Raw genomic sequence first — 15,398 nt, forward strand, 5'->3', positions numbered from 1 at the left:
CTGGTGCTGAGCCGCTTCGCCCAGCTGCTGCAGCTCGTAATGCAGCTGGCCGAGCAACTGGTCGTGCTGGCCCCGCAGCTCGAAGCGATAGCCGTGCAGCACCTGCCTGGCCTGGGGCGGGTGGGAGATGAGGGGATGGGGCTGGCCACAGTCGAAGTGGAGGGCGTGGATCCGGACAATCTTTGCCACCCGCTCGGCAAAGATTGCCAGCAGGGCGTCAAGATCCCGCTGTCCCAGCAACTGCTCCAGCTGCTGATAACGGTCCTGCCCGCTCAGGGGCGCAAGGCGCTCCATCTGCTGCACCCACTGCTCTATGCCATGTCCGAAGCCGTTCAATGACGATGTGTTTTCCACGTTACAGCCCTTACACCTCTCCACTCATTGCGTGGGTTCTTGCAATCCTTGTGCCCAAAATATGTCCGATGAAAAACAAAGGGGCTGGCTAGGCTTAACGGGATGAAACGGGAGGGAAAAAGGGGGAGCCTAGCCCCTTCCCGGGCCGGCTTCGCAGGGCATCGCAACGGCGAGTCGGCAGGCCTGCCGACGGGCAAGTCACGAAGAGAAAAGGGGAGGAGTGCGTGTACGCCGATGTGTTGATCCTGCTGCTGTTCGCCGTCCTGCTGGTGGCCATTTTTCGCCGCCTAGGCCAGCCGGTGATCCTCGCCTATCTGTTCGTCGGCATGCTGCTCGGCCCCCACGGGATGGCCATCGTCACGGGGCAGGCCATGATGCAGACCATAGGGGAGCTTGGCATCGTCTTCCTGATGTTCTCCCTCGGCCTCGAGTTCTCGCTGCCGCGCCTGCTCGCCATGCGCAAGCTGGTGCTGGGGGTCGGCGGCCTGCAGGTGCTGCTCACCTCCTTGCTGTTTTTCTGGCTCGCCTGGTGGTGGGGGCTGAGCCTCTCCCAGGCGCTGGTGGTGTCGGGCACCCTGGCGCTCTCCTCCACCGCCGTGGTGATCAAGCAGCTCGGCGAGCTCAAGCAACTGCATACCCGGCGGGCCCAGCTCGGGGTGAGCGTGCTCTTGTTCCAGGATCTCGCCGTGGTGCCCCTGCTGGTGATGATCCCCATCCTGGCCCAACCCGAGGTGCAGGGCAGTGCCCTGCTGGCGGAGGTCGCCTGGGCCTCCCTCAAGGGGCTGTTCGCCCTGTCGGTGCTGCTGGCGGTGGGCAAGTGGCTGCTGCCCATGGTGTTTCACGAGGTGGCGCGGGCGCGATCCGACGAGCTGTTCGTGCTCTGCACCCTGCTGGTGGCCCTGCTGGCGGCCTCCCTCACCCAGTGGATGGGGCTCTCCATGGCCCTCGGTGCCTTCCTGGCGGGCATGATGCTGGGGGAGTCCCACTACCGCCACCAGCTGGAGGTGGACATCAAGCCGTTTCGGGACGTGCTGATGGGGCTCTTCTTCATCACCATCGGCATGACCATGGACTGGGCCCTGGTGGCGAGCGCCTGGTGGCAGGTGCTGCTGTGCGTGGCCGGCCTCATCCTGTGCAAGTCGCTGCTGGTGCTGCTGGCGGGCCGGCTGATGGGGGAGCGCAAGCGCGACGCCATGGCGGCCGGCATCATGCTGAGCCAGGTGGGGGAGTTCGGCTTCGTGCTGCTGGCGCTGGCGAGTCACCACGGCCTGCTCGACCACCGGCTGGTCTCCCTGCTCATCGGCATCGGCGTCATCTCCATCGCCCTCACCCCCTGGCTGGTGTTGCGGGCCCTGGGGCTGGCCCGCTCCCTCACCGACAGCGCCCTGCTCTCCCGCGCCGAGGTCGCCCAGTCGGGCCTCGGCAAGCATCAGCACGTCATCATCGCCGGATTCGGCCGCGCCGGGCAGACCTGCGCCCGCTTTCTCAAACTCGAGGAGATCCCCTTTCTGGCGCTGGATCTCGACCCCGAGCGGGTGAGCGAGGCCAAGCTGGCGGGGGAGCAGGTGGCGTTCGGCGATGCCAGCCGCCGCGACATCCTGCTGGCCGCCGGCCTGCTGCGGGCCAGGCTGGTGATCATCACCTTCGACGACATCAAGCGGGTCGACGCCATGCTGACGCTGATCCGGGAGCTGGCGGGGGAGCTCAAGGTGCTGGTGCGCACCCGGGACGACAGCTTCCTCGAGCACTACAAGCAGGCCGGCGCCTTCGAGGTGATCCCCGAGTCCCAGGAGGGGGCCCTGATGCTGGTCTCCCACCTGCTGCTCAACTGCGACGTTCCCATCGGCCGGGTGATCCGGCGCATGGAGCACGAGCGCAGCAGCCAGTACCGCTTCCTGCACGGCTTCTACTGGGGGGGACAGAGCGCCGGCAATCTGGAGACGGACCAGCTGCTGGAGCGGCTGCACCCCGTGCTGCTGCACGATCAGGCCTGGGCGGTGGGGCACAGGGTGCGGGAGCTCGCCCTGGGAGAGGTGCGCATCAAGGCGGTACAGCGCGGGGAGCGCAGCCTGGAGCCGAGGGCGGAGCTGCGGCTGGCGGCGGGAGATACCCTGGTGCTCTTCGGCACCGCCGTCGCCATGGAGCAGGCGGAGCAGCGCCTGCTGGAGGGGCGCTAGGCTCAGGCCTCCTCGCGAAGGCGCTCCTCCCTTCGGCCAGGCAAGTCCAGAAATGCCTCTATGCGCTGGCGCTGCGCCATCGCATCCTGATACCCCAGCTTGAGCAGGCGCTGGCAGTAACCCGGATCAAACATCAGGAAGCTGGCCAGGCTGCTGCTCTCCTCGCCGTTCACCCCGAGCACCCGCAGCAGGCGGCGCACCTGGGTCGGCAGTCTGGCCAGGTAGTCGAGGGCGATGAGGTCGAGATCCTGGCTAGGCCGGATGACGCAGGTCTCCACCTGGCGCAGCTTCAGACGGCTGCGCTCCCGCGCCGGGATGAGCGACAGGGTCTGGTTGATGCGCCCGAGCCGCTCCAGATCCGAGTTCAGGGTGTCGGAGAAGACGGTGTTGAGCAGGTGGCTCGCGATGTTGGAGCTGGTCAGATGGCGTTGGCGGGGGGCCGCGCTCCCCTGGTGGGGGGAGTCCAGGGTGACCAGCAGGATCCGCTCCGCCCCCAGGTGGATGGCGGGGCTGAGCGGGCTCAGCTGGTGGATGGAGCCGTCCCCGTAGAAGCGATCGCCTATGGGGGTGGCGGGAAAGACGAAGGGCAGCGCCGACGAGGCCAGCAGGTGATCCGAGGTGAGCAGGGTGCGCAGGCCGCGCCGCCTGGCCCGCTCCCAGGGCTGATGCTCGGCCCGTCCCTGGAAGAAGGTGGTGGAGAGGCCGTCGTCGTAGTCGGAGGCCGTGATGGCGATGGCCTCCAGGCTGCCGTAGAGGATGTTGTCGTCGATGCGGTGATAGTCGATGAGCTGATCCAGCAGGCGGCGCAGGGGGGCGTTGTCGAACAGGTGGAAGGCGTGGTTGCTCTGGGGCGTGATGAGACCGGCCGAGCCCTGATAGAGGGTGCGCCACAGCAGCTGGCAGGGATGAAAGTCGAAGATGTGGTGGGTCTCGAAGCGTCGCCAGACCCACTCCAGCTTGCGCACCCCCAGGTGGAAGCAGGAGGCGTAGCAGGCCAGCGCCGTGATGTTGAGGGCCCCCGCCGAGGTGCCGCACAAAATGGGGAAGGGGATGCCGATGTTGCGGGGGTAGAGCTCGGCCACCGCCTTGAGGACGCCGACCTGATAGGCGGCACGGGCACCGCCACCGGTCAACAGAAGCGCTGTATTGGGTCTGGCCATGCTGCTGTCCCTTGTTGTGATGGCGTCACGGCTGATAAAAGGAGGTCGGTCATAGGGGACGCCTTATGGTGATCGCCAGGGCGGGTTGCCACCGCGCAATTTAACTATAAGACGTTGTATCGCGGATAAAAACGGGCCGCGCACGCATTTTTTGCGACCCGTTTTCCGGGCTCAGGCCCGAGGGGACGTCTGGCTCAGTTGATCGAAGGCGGCGAACACGGGGGGGCTCGCCAGGATGCGGCCATGGCCGAGACCCCGGGTGCTCACCAGCCGGGTGCGGCCATCCTGGGTCGCGCGCAGGGAGTCGCCATGGGGAGCAAATCTGTCCTCTTCGTCGTGCACTATGATGGCCTCGCCCGTCCGGCTGGCGAGCCGGCCCAGCGGGTCGACCGTACTGAGAGGGTGCTGGTATTCGTGTTCAATCTCCTTGACCACCGCATCGAACAGCCGGATGGAGTAGCCGGAGCGCGCCACCATGCCGTAGAGCTGGGGCACGTAGTCGAGCACGGGGGAGATGAGCAGCAGCGGCAGCGCATCCATGGCCGGGTGACGGCTGCTGAGGGTGACGGCGCCCCCCATGCTGTGGGTGATGACCCCCTGGACGGGACCGACTCGTTCTAGGATCTCGTCGAAGGCCCGCACGAAGCGGGGCAGGTGGCCCGTGCTCCCCTCGCTCAGGCCGTGGGCGGGGTGATCATAGGCCAGCGCCGTGAAGCCCTGGGCGGCGAGATGGCTCATCAGCGGATAGAACTGGCTGGCGCTGCCGGACCAGCCGTGCATCAGCAACCAGACCGGCCCCTGGCCGAGCCGGTAGCTCATCAGAGTGCCTTCGCCGGTGTGCATGGCCTGCTGCACCAGGCCGGCTGGCGTGGCGACCTCCCGGGTGAGCCGCTGCGGGGTGAGCAGCAGTTTGCTGGCGGTGCGTTTTGCGTGAGCGGGGGCCAGCGCGTGATGCAACCGGGTGCCGAGGCCCAGCAGCAACTTGCTCGGGCTGAAGCGGCGGGTGTTGAAGTAGATCTTGCTGCTCATGATGGTCCTGTGGTTTTTGTGTTCGAACGGTCGTGCTTTTTTGTGACTTTTTAAAAAGAAGGGCCGATCGGCTCAGCGCCAACTGGCCAGCAGGGCGGTCACCTCCGGCCAGAAGTGGCGGGCCGGATCCTCGCAGAGCGCCAGGGCGTGGAACACCTGATCCCCGAGGTAGAGGCCGTAGAGCCGATAGACGGCGCGCCAGGGATCGAGATCGCTGCGCCACTCCCCCCTGGCCTGTCCCTGCACCACCTGGCGGGCCAGGTAGTCGAGCCAGAAGCGCACCAGCTGGCGTGCCGCCTGCTGCACCTCTCCCTCCTGGGCCGAGGTCCAGGCATCGAGGAACATGCAGCGGCCGGCGAAGCTCTGGTTCCAGGCCAGCCAGGCCTGCAGCAGGGCGATCAGCTTCTCCTGCTGGGTCTGGTGCTGCTGCTGGCGCACCGGCTGGATCACCCGCTCCCGGAACACCTCGGCGGAGTAGGTGAGCACGGCGATCTGCAGGTTGTCGCGGGACTGGAAGTGGGCGAACAGACCGCTCTTGGACATCTCACAGGTCGTGGCGAGCGAGCCTATGGTGAGGCTCTCCAGCCCCTGCCGGCTCGCCTGCTCGAAGGCGGTCTGCAAAATCGTGTCGCGGGTCTGGCGTCCCTTGCTCATCCTGGTCTCCTCTGATGGCCGCGGCCAGCATAAAGTACGACCGTGCTAATTGTCGAGTCACAAACCACCATAGTGGTGGGGACAAGGGGCTGGTCAGCTGTCCTTGATATCCATCTGCTACAGGGCGATCACCGCCTGGGTGCGGTTCTTGACGCCGAGTTTGCGGAAGGTGGAGTGATATGGGCCCTGATGGTGGCAGGGGTTCAACTGTCCTTGATATCCATCTGCTGCAGGGCGATCACCGCCTGGGTGCGGTTCTTGACGCCAAGTTTGCGGAAGGCGGAGTGATATGGGCCCTGATGGTGGCAGGGGCTCAACTGTCCTTGATATCCATCTGCTGCAGGGCGATCACCGCCTGGGTGCGATTCTTGACGCCGAGTTTGCGGAAGATGGCGGTGATATGGGCCTTGATGGTGGCCTCGGAGACGTTGAGCTCCCAGGCGATCTGCTTGTTGAGGCTGCCGTCCCGCAGCATGATCAGCACCTTGTACTGCTGGGGAGTGAGGCTGGCCAGCTTGCTGGCGAAATCCGGGCCGTCGACGGGCTCGGGATGGAGGGAGACCCCTTCCGGCACCCAGTTGTCCCCCCCGATCACCGTATTGAGGGCGTGGACCAGCTCCTTCATGGGGGCGGACTTGGGGATGAAGCCCAGGGCCCCGAGCCGCAGCACCTGCTGGATGATGGCGGGATCTTCCGACGCCGAGACCACCACTATGGGCAGATCCGGATGGTGGCCGCGCAGATAGGCGAGCCCTTCGAAGCCATTGGCCCCGGGCATCTTGAGGTCCAGCAGCAGCAGGTCGACTTCGGGGTGCTCGGCGAGCAGGTGGGTCAGGCTGTCGATGGAATCCGCTTCCAGCAGCCTGGCGTCGTCGATGGCCATGTGCACCGCTTGATAGAGGGCGCCCCGAAACAGGGGGTGGTCATCTGCGATGACGATGGTAAATTGGCTGTCCATTGCTCACATTGTTGCTAACTGATTGTTTTGAAAAATCAAACTAGCACCGCTCCCCAAGAGGGTCAAACCCGCGGGTGCGCAAATGTGAGGCGACCGTCGGATGTCGTGCCGTTGGGGCAGATGGGATGGTCGTGAACAACCCACGCAGGAGGCAATCGATGGGATCCCTGGTATTGACGGTAGGCACAGGTTCCACCTGGGCAATGAGGGCGACGCTGGTGCTCGCCATGAGCGGGCTGGAGTGGCAGGAGCAGGTGTTCGATCTGGAGGATGCCAGGTCGCTGCAGCGGCTCAAGCGGGTGGCACCGGCCGGCCTGGTGCCCTGGCTGGATGACGGGACGCTGCGCATCCACGACTCCCTGGCCATCGCCGAGTACCTGCACGAGCTGTGCCCGGGGCGCCACCTCTATCCGGCGGATCGGGCCGAGCGGGCGTTGGCGCGCAGCCTGTGTGCCGAGCTGCACGCCGGTTTTCGCCAGATCCGCACCCTGCTGCCCTTCTTCCTCGGCGCGCCGACCCAGAGCGAGCCACCGGTGGAGACCCTGGGTGAGCTGGCGCGGCTGCAGACCCTCTGGTCCCAGGCGCGGGGGCCCTTCTACTTCGACGAGGCGGGCATTCTGGACGCCTTCTATGCGTTGATGGCCTATCGGCTGGCGAGCTACGGCATCCTGCTGCCCGGTCAGGCCGGCGCCTATCAGCAGGCCCTGCTGGCCTGGCCCCTGTGGCAGCAGACCCTGCTCAGGGCGCGCCTGCAGTGGCCGGTGGCGGCCCGCCAACCCGATTGACTCTGAGTGGCAAGACGACAGAGGGGAGCCATGGGCTCCCCTCTGTTCGCTTGATCTGCCGTTATTGCTGTCGGCCGGCGAAGACCACCACCACCTTGTCTTCCCCCTTCTCCCGCACGAAGCCGTAGGGGGCATCGGACAGCTTCTTGTGGCTGCCCGCCGCAATGGCCGGATGGGCGGCGCGGAACTGGCCTAGCCGTTGCCAGTGTTTGACCAGCTCGGCCTTCTCACCGCTCCCCAGCTCCTGCCAGTTCATGTCCGAGCGCACGCTCTGATCGAACACGCCGCCATCCTTGGCGAGCCCGCGTCCCGACTCGTCCCCGTAGTAGATCTGGATGCCACCCGGCAGCATCATGAAGCTGCTCGCGACCCGGCGCTGCAGCGCCACGTCCTGGTAGTCGCCGAAGAAGAGCTTGGTGTCGTGGGAGCTGATGTAGCTCAGCACGTTGAACTCGGGATCCTGGTTGATGCGGCTGGCGTAGCCGGCATAGGTGGGTTCGGCCCCCGCCATGCACTGGGCCTGGGGCAGGGCGAACTCCCGCTGATAGTCGAAGTTGATCAGGGAATCGAAGCCGTTCTGGTACCAGAAATCCTTGGCGACCCCGTGATCCCACACCTCGCCCACCATGTAGAAGGGGAGGTCGTCGAGCTTCTTGGTCGGGTTGGCAGCCTTCCACTCCTTGAGCGCCGTCGTCCCCGCCTCCTTGAGCTTGGCCCAGACGGCGGGCTCCAGGTGCTTGACGGTGTCGGCCCGGAAGCCGTCGATGCCAAAGCGACGCACCCAGTCGGTGTGCCAGGCGATGAGATAGTCGCTCACGGTGGCGTTGGGCAGGGCCTTGGCCCTGGTGTCTTTTTTCGCGGCCAGCAGCGGCGGCAGGCCCACCGGTTTGGTGGATTCGGTCAGGAAGTCCGGCAGCCCGGCCACCGAGCCGGTGACGTCGTCGGTGCCGGGCTGGGGATAGCCGGGCAGACCGGCCCGCACCCAGTCGGGCCCCCACCACTTGCTCCACTCGCTGGACTGGTAGTCGATAAACTGGTTGTAGCCATGCCAGTTGAGGCCGCCGCTCGGGCGCCATTCGTTCCAGCGGGTCGGCAACTTGCCGGTGTTCTGGGTGAGATCGGTGAGCCCCAGATCCTGCAGATCCGCCAGGGTGGCGTAGCCCGCGTGGTTCATCACCACGTCCAGGATGATCCGCATGCCGCGCTTGTGGGCCTCGTCCACCAGGGCCTTCAGGCTCTCCTCGTCGCCGTAGTTGGGGTCAATCCTGGTGAAGTCCAGCGCCCAGTAGCCGTGGTAGGCATAGAAGGGGAAGTTGCCCTGCTCGCCACCGCCGATGAAACCGTGCACCTGCTCCACCATGGGGGTGATCCAGATGGCGTTGATGCCGAGCTGCTTGATGTAGTCGAGCTTCTCGGTCAGCCCCTTGAAGTCGCCGCCATGCCAGGTGGCGACTTCGTCCTGGCCATCCTTCTGGCGGCCGAAGCTGTGATCATTGCTCGGATCGCCGTTGTGGAAGCGGTCGGTCAGGAGGAAATAGACGCTCGCCTGATCCCAGCTGAAGGGCTCGGTCTTGGCGGCCTTGACCGGCTCTAGCAGCAGCAGGCCGCCGCTCTCCTTGCTCGGCGTCAGGGTCAGCTTGCCCCCCTTGACCACCCCTTCCTGGCCGGAGTAGGCGTCCCGCAGCCGGGTGCCGTCTGGCCAGACCCCCTTGAGTGAGGTCGTCACCGGGCCGCCATCCCAGCTGATGCAGGGCTCTGTCGGGGGCTGGCGTTTGAACTCGCTCTTTTTGGTCGCCCGCAGCACCTTGAGGCTGGGGGTATCCGGGTTGAAGGTGAACTCGTAGTCCCCCGCCAGCATCACCCTCAGATTGAAGCTCGCCCCCTTGCTGCACTTGTTCATGGGCTGGGCGGTGCCGAAGGGGAGCGGCTTGGCCTCGGTCGGCCCGAAGCTGGTGCCGCAGCTGTTGCCGGCATCGCTGATGCGGATCTGGTGGCTGCCCTTGTCCAGCCTGTGGGTCAGGGTGACGGTGCCCTTGTCCAGCGCCAGCGCCTCGGCCACCGGTTTGCCATCCACATGGAGATAGACCTCGGGGGCGGCCAGCGCCTGGCCGGCGAACAGTGGCGTGGCCAGCACGGCGAGCCACAGGGCTGATGGACGGAGATCGAGACGAGACGAGGAGCGCATAGGCCATTCCTTGAGCTGAGTGGGGTCCGTTGAGGCACTCATTCTAGGGGCCATGATGCCGGGCTTGGACCGGCAAAATGCCGATTTGTGACGTCAGTTCAAATGGTTACGTTTTCAAGAATGGAAAAGTGTGAAGCGGGTGTCGCGCCCATGAAAAAAGCCGGTCAGTTGACCGGCTCGTTGGCGTTCGGGGCTCGTCACACGGTGAAGAACTTGAAGTTGACGAAGGCCACCGCGATGAAGGAGGCGACCATGCCGCTGATGCAGAGCACTGCCGGACGGATGGCGGGCCAGCGATGGGCCAGCAAGATGATGGCCAGCAGGGTCGGGTAGAGGCCGAACATGTAGCGCGGCATGGCGTTGAGGCCGGTCATCAGCGGTATGGTGGTACAGATGAACATCAGGGTCGCCTCGGCCCAGCGTTTCTGGCTGAACAGGTAGCCGTTCAGACACCAGCCGAAGATCACCATGATGGAGAGGTAGGCCTTGCGACCGCCCAGCTCGAAGCCGCTCAGCCACCAGTCCAGCGGGCTGTCCATGTAGCGGCCCCAGGCGACCTGGATGTGCTTGAAGGCGAGCGCATCCCCGGTCAGGTGGTAGAGGTAGACCATGTAGGAGAAGAGGCCGAGGGGGATGAGCCAGAGGGTGAATACCACCTTGAAGGCCCGCTCGGTGAAGCGGAAGAACTCGCGCCAGCCGTAGGCCTGCAGGGCCAGGATCAGCACGGGGAACACCATCATGACCCCCAGATTGCGGGTCGCCGAGATGAAGATGCCGAGGAAGGCGACCATCAGCCACTGCTCGCGATAGGCGAACAGGAACATCCCCAGCATCAGCGCCATGAACATGGGCTCGGTGTAGCCGGAGACGAAGTAGGCGGAGAAGGGGGAGAAGGCCAGCAGCCAGACCCCGAAGCGGGCGGTCTCATCCCCCAGCTTGAGCTGGCGCAACACCAGCAGCATCAGGGGCAGGCTGATGAAGAAGGCGAGGTTGGCCACCAACATCAGGCCGATGAGGCTCTCGATGTTGAGCAGGCTGGAGAGCCCGCCGGCGAGCATGGGATAGAGCGGCATGAAGGCCCAGTTCGCCGCATTGCCCTTGCTGAGCCAGCGCGGATAGAGGTCGTAGCCGTTCTCTATGATGCGCTGGAACCAGACGCAGTCGAACTGGCAGTAGGCCTGCAGCGGGCCTATGTCGGTGGTGCCGTAGAGCTGGACGCCGAAATAGCCCATGCCGTACAGCGCCACCCGGCTCAGCACGAAGGCGGCGACGATCATCAGCCAGTCGCGGCCGCTGATGCGCAGTGACGGGCGATAGGGGAGTGCAGCCCCGGTTGACGGGGCAGTATTGGTCATATCATTCATCAGGCAAAAACCCAGACGCGGGAGAGAACGTAGGTGAGCACGGTGACGGTCAGGGTGGCGATCACCACCGGCAACAGGCCGGAGAGACCGGCAAACAGCAGACCGCTCAGGATGAGGTTACGCACCGCCAGGGAGAAGAGGGCCACCAGCAGGAACTTGCTGGCGGCACCCTGTTTCTGGAAGGTGATGTAGCGGTGGCCGAAAAACGAGAACCAGAACGCCACGGCAAAGGCCAGGGTCGTGACCAGGTGCTCGGAGATGGCGGGCCAGGTATGGAACAGGGCGACTGAGGTGCCCAGATCGACGAGGGTGGCCCCCCCGCCGACGAAACCGAAGCGCACCAGCCGCCAGAATTCCTCGCGGGAGATCATTGGGGCGTCGGCTCCTGGTCATTCTGCTGGCCGTCGGCAGCCTGCGGTTTGTCCGCCTCGGGCCGGGCATACTGGCCGTAGACTCCCTCGATGAGGTAGACGGGGCGCTGCTTCACTTCCACGAACATGCGGCCTATGTACTCCCCGATGATGCCGAGCGACAGCAGCTGGATGCCGCCGAGGAACAGCATCACCGACATCAGGGAGGCGTAGCCCGGCACGTCGATGCCGAAGAACAGCACCTGGGTGATGATCTTGAGGATGTAGAGGAAGGCGATCAGGGAGACGCCGACCCCCACGTAGCTCCACACCCGCAGCGGCCAGCTGGAGAAGCTCATCAGGCCGTCGAGGGCGAAGTTCCACAGCTTCCAGTAGTTGAACTTGGTCTCGCCGGCGTGGCGGGCGGGGCGCTCGTAAGGGACGCCGACGGCGCGGAAACCGGCCCAGGCAAACAGCCCCTTCATGAAGCGGTTGCGCTCGGGCAGCAGCTTGAGGGCCTCGACCACCTTGCGATCGATGAGGCGGAAGTCGCCGGCGTTCTCCGGCAGCTTGGTGCTGGTGGAGAGCGCGTTGAAGAAGCGGTAGAAGCCGCCGGCGGTCAGGCGCTTCATGGGGGTGTCGGCGCTGCGATCCACCCGGATGCCGTAGACGGTGTCATAGTCACCGGTCTGCCACAGCTTGACGAACTCCAGGATGAGGGCAGGGGGATCCTGCAGATCCACGTCCATGGGGACGATGGCGTCGCCCTTGGCCTGGTGCAGGCCGGCGGTCATGGCCGCCTCCTTGCCGAAGTTGCGGGCCAGGTTGACCAGGGTGACGCGGGGATCGCGGGCGATGGCCTGCTCGACCACTTCGCGGGTGCGGTCACGGCTGCCGTCGTTGACGAACACGATCTCAAGCCGGTCTTTGAGGGGGGCCAGTTCGTTGTCTATCGCGCTGATGAAGGCGTCTATGCTCTCTTCCTCGTTGTAAACGGGCACGACCAGAGAGAGTCGAAAATCGGCATGCGACATGTGAACTTCCTTATTGAAAGAATTATTTTATAAAACAGCTTGTTGAGTCTTCAGCTTCACTGAGCGACGGTCAGGCGCACCGACTGGACGTTGAGCGGTGTCGGGGCGGAGAGCGCCAGGAAGTTGGGGTGCTTGGGATCGGCGGTCAGGGAGTCTCCCGGCAGGCTGAGGCGGATCTCGTTGATGCCCGCCTTGGCCAGCTTGACCGTGGTGGTGAAGTCATGACCCAGGGCCACCTTGAGCAGGGCGCCGGCCTCGGGGCTGTTGATCCTGGCCTGGATGGTGAGCTGCTCCGGTTGGGCCTGCTGCTTGGGCAGCACGAAATAGAGCCCGCCCTGACCGCTCAGCTCGGTGCCTTGCTCGCTCGGCTTCTTGGCCCAGCCTTCGCTGGAGAGGAAGCGGCTCGGCTTGGTCAGGTTGAGTTCGTTGCCCGGCTGGTAGGTCATGCTGGAGTTGTGCTCCCAGAAGCGGGTCTTGCCTTCCAGGTAATAGAGCTTGTAAGCCAGGCTCACGTTGGGGTGAGCGGCCAGGTAGAGGGTGTACAGGTAAAAACCGCTCAGTGCCAGGATGGCAGCCAGAAAACCGAACTTTTTGTAGGTCATATCACTCACTCGACGCCCGACAGATTGGTAGGCAGATTTCGCGCATATGCTAATCCAATTGCAAAAAAAGCATAGTGGATCACAAAAATATATTTGCTCACATATTAACCCTTGATTTCCCTGCTCTCCAAGCGGTTTTGGGCTCGTTCGTCACCGCTGTTTTCCGGGGAGCCTGTGCACCGCCGCCTGGCTGCCCTGGCCGTGCTCCTCTCAGGCAAACGGCTGATATTTATCATCCTTGTGGCAGGATCTGTCGCCATTTCGCCCAGGCACCGTTAAGATGGCTTGTCCCGCCGTCAAGGATGACTCATGAGACTGCTATCTCTGTGCGTGCTCTGCTGCCTGCCCCTGCAACCCCTGTGGGCGCAATCCCTCTGTCCTTCCCCGCTGCGCGTCGGTTTCGACGACTGGCCCCCCTATCACTATTACCAGCAGGATGGCGACAAACGACGGCTGCGCGGCTTTGCGATCGACTATCTCAACGCCATCTCGGCCCGGCTGGGATGCCGCCTCCTCTATGTTGAGCGACCCTGGAAACGGGGGCTGCACGATCTGGAGCTGGGGCGGCAGGACATCGCCATGGAGGCCTACTTCTCCGAGGACAGGGCGCGTTATGCCTGGTTCTCCATCCCCTACAATCCCGGCAGGACGGCGCTCTGGGTGCGCAAGGCCGGCACCGGCGATGAAGCGGATCTGGAGAGCTGGCTGGCCCGGGGGCACCGACTGGGGGTCACCCGGGACTACTACTATGGCGCCGAGATCACCGAGCTGCTGCGCCGCTACCCTGATCAGGTGAGCGCGGTCAACGATGTGCAGAATTACCGCAAGCTGGTGCTGGGCCGGATAGACGGTTTTCTCGGGGATAGTTTGGCCACGCCCTGGGGTCTGAAGAAAGAGGGGCTGTCGGAGGAGGTGGTCCCTCATGTGATGGGGATCTACGAGACGTCGACCTCTTTCATGTTGAGCAAGAAGACGGTATCGAGCGAATTCGTGCAGCGATTCAATCAGGCGATCCTGGCCGTCGGCAAGAGCGGGGAGCATGCACTCATCTGGCGACGCTACACCTCCGCCCGCTAGCAAAGTCGCCGCCATTCCCGCATCATGGGCACTTGACCGTGGCGCCTGACAGGCCGAAGTGAACCGATTTGAGGCAAGCGTGGTAAGAAGCATGGGTAAGAAGTATTGGTTGGCGTTGGCGAATCTGATCTGGCTCGGCTGCTGGCCGGCTGGCATAGTCCATGCCAACACTGAGCAAGCTGTGGTGGCCAGTCCCAGCATCCAGCATGACTGGTATCAGAACAGCACCGCAGAGCTGGCGCGCCAGGAGCTGGAGCAGCAACTGCAGGAGGCGGTGCTGGCCCAGTTGCACCCGGACTTCTACCGGCTCTGGCAACGGCTGCAGAAGACTCCGGCCGATCGGCGCGGCGCCCTCTATGACGAAGCCTTCGCCAAGCTGGCCCGCTTCCAGCAGGTCTGGCGGGCCATGGATCTGGTCGCTCGCGAACAGATGCAGACCCAGAAGCTCGATCTGAACCAGCCCCTGGCCCATGAGCCGGTCGGTGACAACCTGCTGGATCGGGTCAGGCAGCTCAGACCCCAGGTGGCGGAATACGACGCCGTGCGCGAGGAAGTGCGCAAGTTGCTGGCCATGCCCATGGCCAAGCGCTGGCCCAATCTGGAGATGCCGACCCTGAGGGCCGGCGAGAGTTCGGCCGAGCTCGGCCAGATCCGCTCCATCCTGAACGAGCTGGGGGATGGCGCCCCCAACCACCAGGACAGCACCTATGATCCCGAGACCGAGCAGGCCATCAAGCAGTTCCAGCGTCGTCACGGCCTGACCGCCGACGGCATCATAGGCCGCCAGACCCGCTCCTGGCTCAATACCGGGCCCGAGGTGCGCGCCAGCCTGCTGGTTCGCAACCTGTGGCGCCGGGATCTGGTGGATCACCTCGCCGGTCGCTACGTGCTGGTCAACATCCCGGATTACCGCCTGAGCGTGGTGGAGTCCGGCAGCGAGGTCTTCACCAGCCGGGTCATCGTCGGCAAGGAGCAGCGGGCCACCCCCATACTCGCGAGCGAAATCCGCTCCATCGTGCTCAACCCTGCCTGGCATGTGCCGCGCTCCATCCTGAGCAAGGACATTCTGCCGAAACTCGGGCGCGATCCCGCCTACCTGGATCGCGAGCAGTTCGAGGTGATCGACGGCGAGGGCAATCCGGTGCAGTTCAGCGAAGACGGCTGGCACCACGCGCTGGCATCCGGCTTCCCCTACCGGCTGCGGCAAAAGCCGGGGGACCACAATGCCCTGGGCCGCTACAAGTTCTACCTGCCGAACAACGACGCCATCTACCTGCACTCGACGCCGCGCAAGTCGCTGTTCGAGCAGGGGGCCCGCGCCTTCAGCTCGGGCTGCATCCGGGTTGAACACGCCGACGATCTGGCCGAGCTGCTGCTGGCGGACTCCCGCTATCAACCGGACAAGGTGGCCAGCATCCTGAAAGAGACCCAGACCAAGTGGCTGCCGCTCAGCACCCCGATACCGGTGTTCACCGTCTACTGGAGCAGCTGGATCGACGAGGAGGGACGCCAGCAACTGCGCAACGACATCTACGGATTCGACAGGGTCAGCTATCAAAGCCGCTTGTTGTGATCCTCGCCACAGAGTGAAGAGCCCGGCCTGTGCCGGGCTTTTTCATGGGCGTTTGCGGTTTGACAGCGCTTTTCCCGGCAGGTAGTTTCGGCCTCT

The 15,398-nt window shown here is 64.6% G+C and carries 13 protein-coding genes and 2 pseudogenes; 4 read left to right on the forward strand and 11 right to left on the reverse strand.

Annotated elements, in window-relative coordinates; translation table 11 throughout:
- Window positions 1-354, reverse strand: a pseudogene (locus BN1132_RS01055) (GGDEF domain-containing protein); the annotation flags it as partial.
- Window positions 355-578: 224 nt separating this feature from the next.
- Between BN1132_RS01055 and BN1132_RS01060 the strand changes: the two are divergent.
- Window positions 579-2,531, forward strand: a complete 1,953-nt coding sequence (locus BN1132_RS01060; protein WP_042074250.1) for a monovalent cation:proton antiporter family protein — start codon at window positions 579-581, stop codon at window positions 2,529-2,531.
- 2 nt (window positions 2,532-2,533) lie between these two features.
- Here BN1132_RS01060 and BN1132_RS01065 read toward each other — a convergent pair whose 3' ends face one another.
- From BN1132_RS01065 to BN1132_RS01080, 5 genes and pseudogenes are all read right to left on the reverse strand, one after another.
- A complete protein-coding gene (locus BN1132_RS01065) occupies window positions 2,534-3,691 on the reverse strand; it encodes a patatin-like phospholipase family protein (protein WP_042074252.1) in 1,158 nt (385 codons plus the stop codon).
- 171 nt (window positions 3,692-3,862) lie between these two features.
- Entirely contained in the window at window positions 3,863-4,720 is an 858-nt protein-coding gene (locus tag BN1132_RS01070) for an alpha/beta hydrolase (protein WP_042074253.1), read from the reverse strand.
- A gap of 72 nt (window positions 4,721-4,792) precedes the next feature.
- Window positions 4,793-5,374: a TetR/AcrR family transcriptional regulator gene (locus tag BN1132_RS01075; RefSeq protein ID WP_042074255.1), complete on the reverse strand. Its 582-nt coding sequence runs from the start codon at window positions 5,372-5,374 to the stop codon at window positions 4,793-4,795.
- Between the two features lie 203 nt (window positions 5,375-5,577).
- A pseudogene (locus BN1132_RS20415) lies at window positions 5,578-5,681 on the reverse strand (LuxR C-terminal-related transcriptional regulator); the annotation flags it as partial.
- A gap of 6 nt (window positions 5,682-5,687) precedes the next feature.
- Window positions 5,688-6,332 (reverse strand): response regulator transcription factor, encoded by a 645-nt coding sequence (locus tag BN1132_RS01080; protein WP_042074256.1) that lies wholly within the window; start codon window positions 6,330-6,332, stop codon window positions 5,688-5,690.
- Window positions 6,333-6,490: 158 nt separating this feature from the next.
- Here BN1132_RS01080 and BN1132_RS01085 point away from each other — a divergent pair, with 158 nt between their 5' ends.
- A complete protein-coding gene (locus BN1132_RS01085) occupies window positions 6,491-7,117 on the forward strand; it encodes a glutathione S-transferase N-terminal domain-containing protein (RefSeq protein WP_042074258.1) in 627 nt (208 codons plus the stop codon).
- A 61-nt stretch (window positions 7,118-7,178) separates the two neighbouring features.
- On the opposite strand, the gene BN1132_RS01090 is transcribed toward BN1132_RS01085, so the two are convergent.
- The 5 genes from BN1132_RS01090 to BN1132_RS01110 all read right to left on the reverse strand — a co-directional run bounded on the left by BN1132_RS01090 (window position 7,179) and on the right by BN1132_RS01110 (window position 12,652).
- On the reverse strand, window positions 7,179-9,302 hold the full coding sequence (locus tag BN1132_RS01090) for an alpha-amylase (RefSeq protein WP_042074259.1): 2,124 nt from the start codon (window positions 9,300-9,302) through the stop codon (window positions 7,179-7,181).
- 197 nt (window positions 9,303-9,499) lie between these two features.
- The gene (locus BN1132_RS01095; protein WP_042074260.1) at window positions 9,500-10,666 is read right to left on the reverse strand and encodes a membrane protein; all 1,167 of its coding nucleotides are present in this window, start codon (window positions 10,664-10,666) and stop codon (window positions 9,500-9,502) included.
- Entirely contained in the window at window positions 10,666-11,037 is a 372-nt protein-coding gene (locus BN1132_RS01100) for a GtrA family protein (protein ID WP_042074261.1), read from the reverse strand. Before BN1132_RS01100 ends, BN1132_RS01095 begins: the two co-directional genes overlap by 1 nt.
- Window positions 11,034-12,050, reverse strand: coding sequence for a glycosyltransferase family 2 protein (locus BN1132_RS01105; RefSeq protein ID WP_042074262.1), 1,017 nt, complete (start codon window positions 12,048-12,050; stop codon window positions 11,034-11,036). Before BN1132_RS01105 ends, BN1132_RS01100 begins: the two co-directional genes overlap by 4 nt.
- A 56-nt stretch (window positions 12,051-12,106) precedes the next feature.
- Window positions 12,107-12,652 carry a hypothetical protein gene (locus BN1132_RS01110; RefSeq protein WP_042074263.1) on the reverse strand — a complete coding sequence of 182 codons (546 nt, stop codon included), beginning with the start codon at window positions 12,650-12,652 and terminating at the stop codon, window positions 12,107-12,109.
- Window positions 12,653-12,961: 309 nt separating this feature from the next.
- Here BN1132_RS01110 and BN1132_RS01115 point away from each other — a divergent pair, with 309 nt between their 5' ends.
- Entirely contained in the window at window positions 12,962-13,729 is a 768-nt protein-coding gene (locus BN1132_RS01115; RefSeq protein WP_042074264.1) for a substrate-binding periplasmic protein, read from the forward strand.
- A gap of 91 nt (window positions 13,730-13,820) precedes the next feature.
- Window positions 13,821-15,302: a L,D-transpeptidase family protein gene (locus tag BN1132_RS01120; RefSeq protein WP_042074265.1), complete on the forward strand. Its 1,482-nt coding sequence runs from the start codon at window positions 13,821-13,823 to the stop codon at window positions 15,300-15,302.
- Window positions 15,303-15,398 lie beyond the last annotated feature (96 nt).

The organism is Aeromonas sanarellii, from assembly GCF_000820085.1.
GTDB classification, from domain to species: Bacteria; Pseudomonadota; Gammaproteobacteria; order Enterobacterales; family Aeromonadaceae; genus Aeromonas; species Aeromonas sanarellii.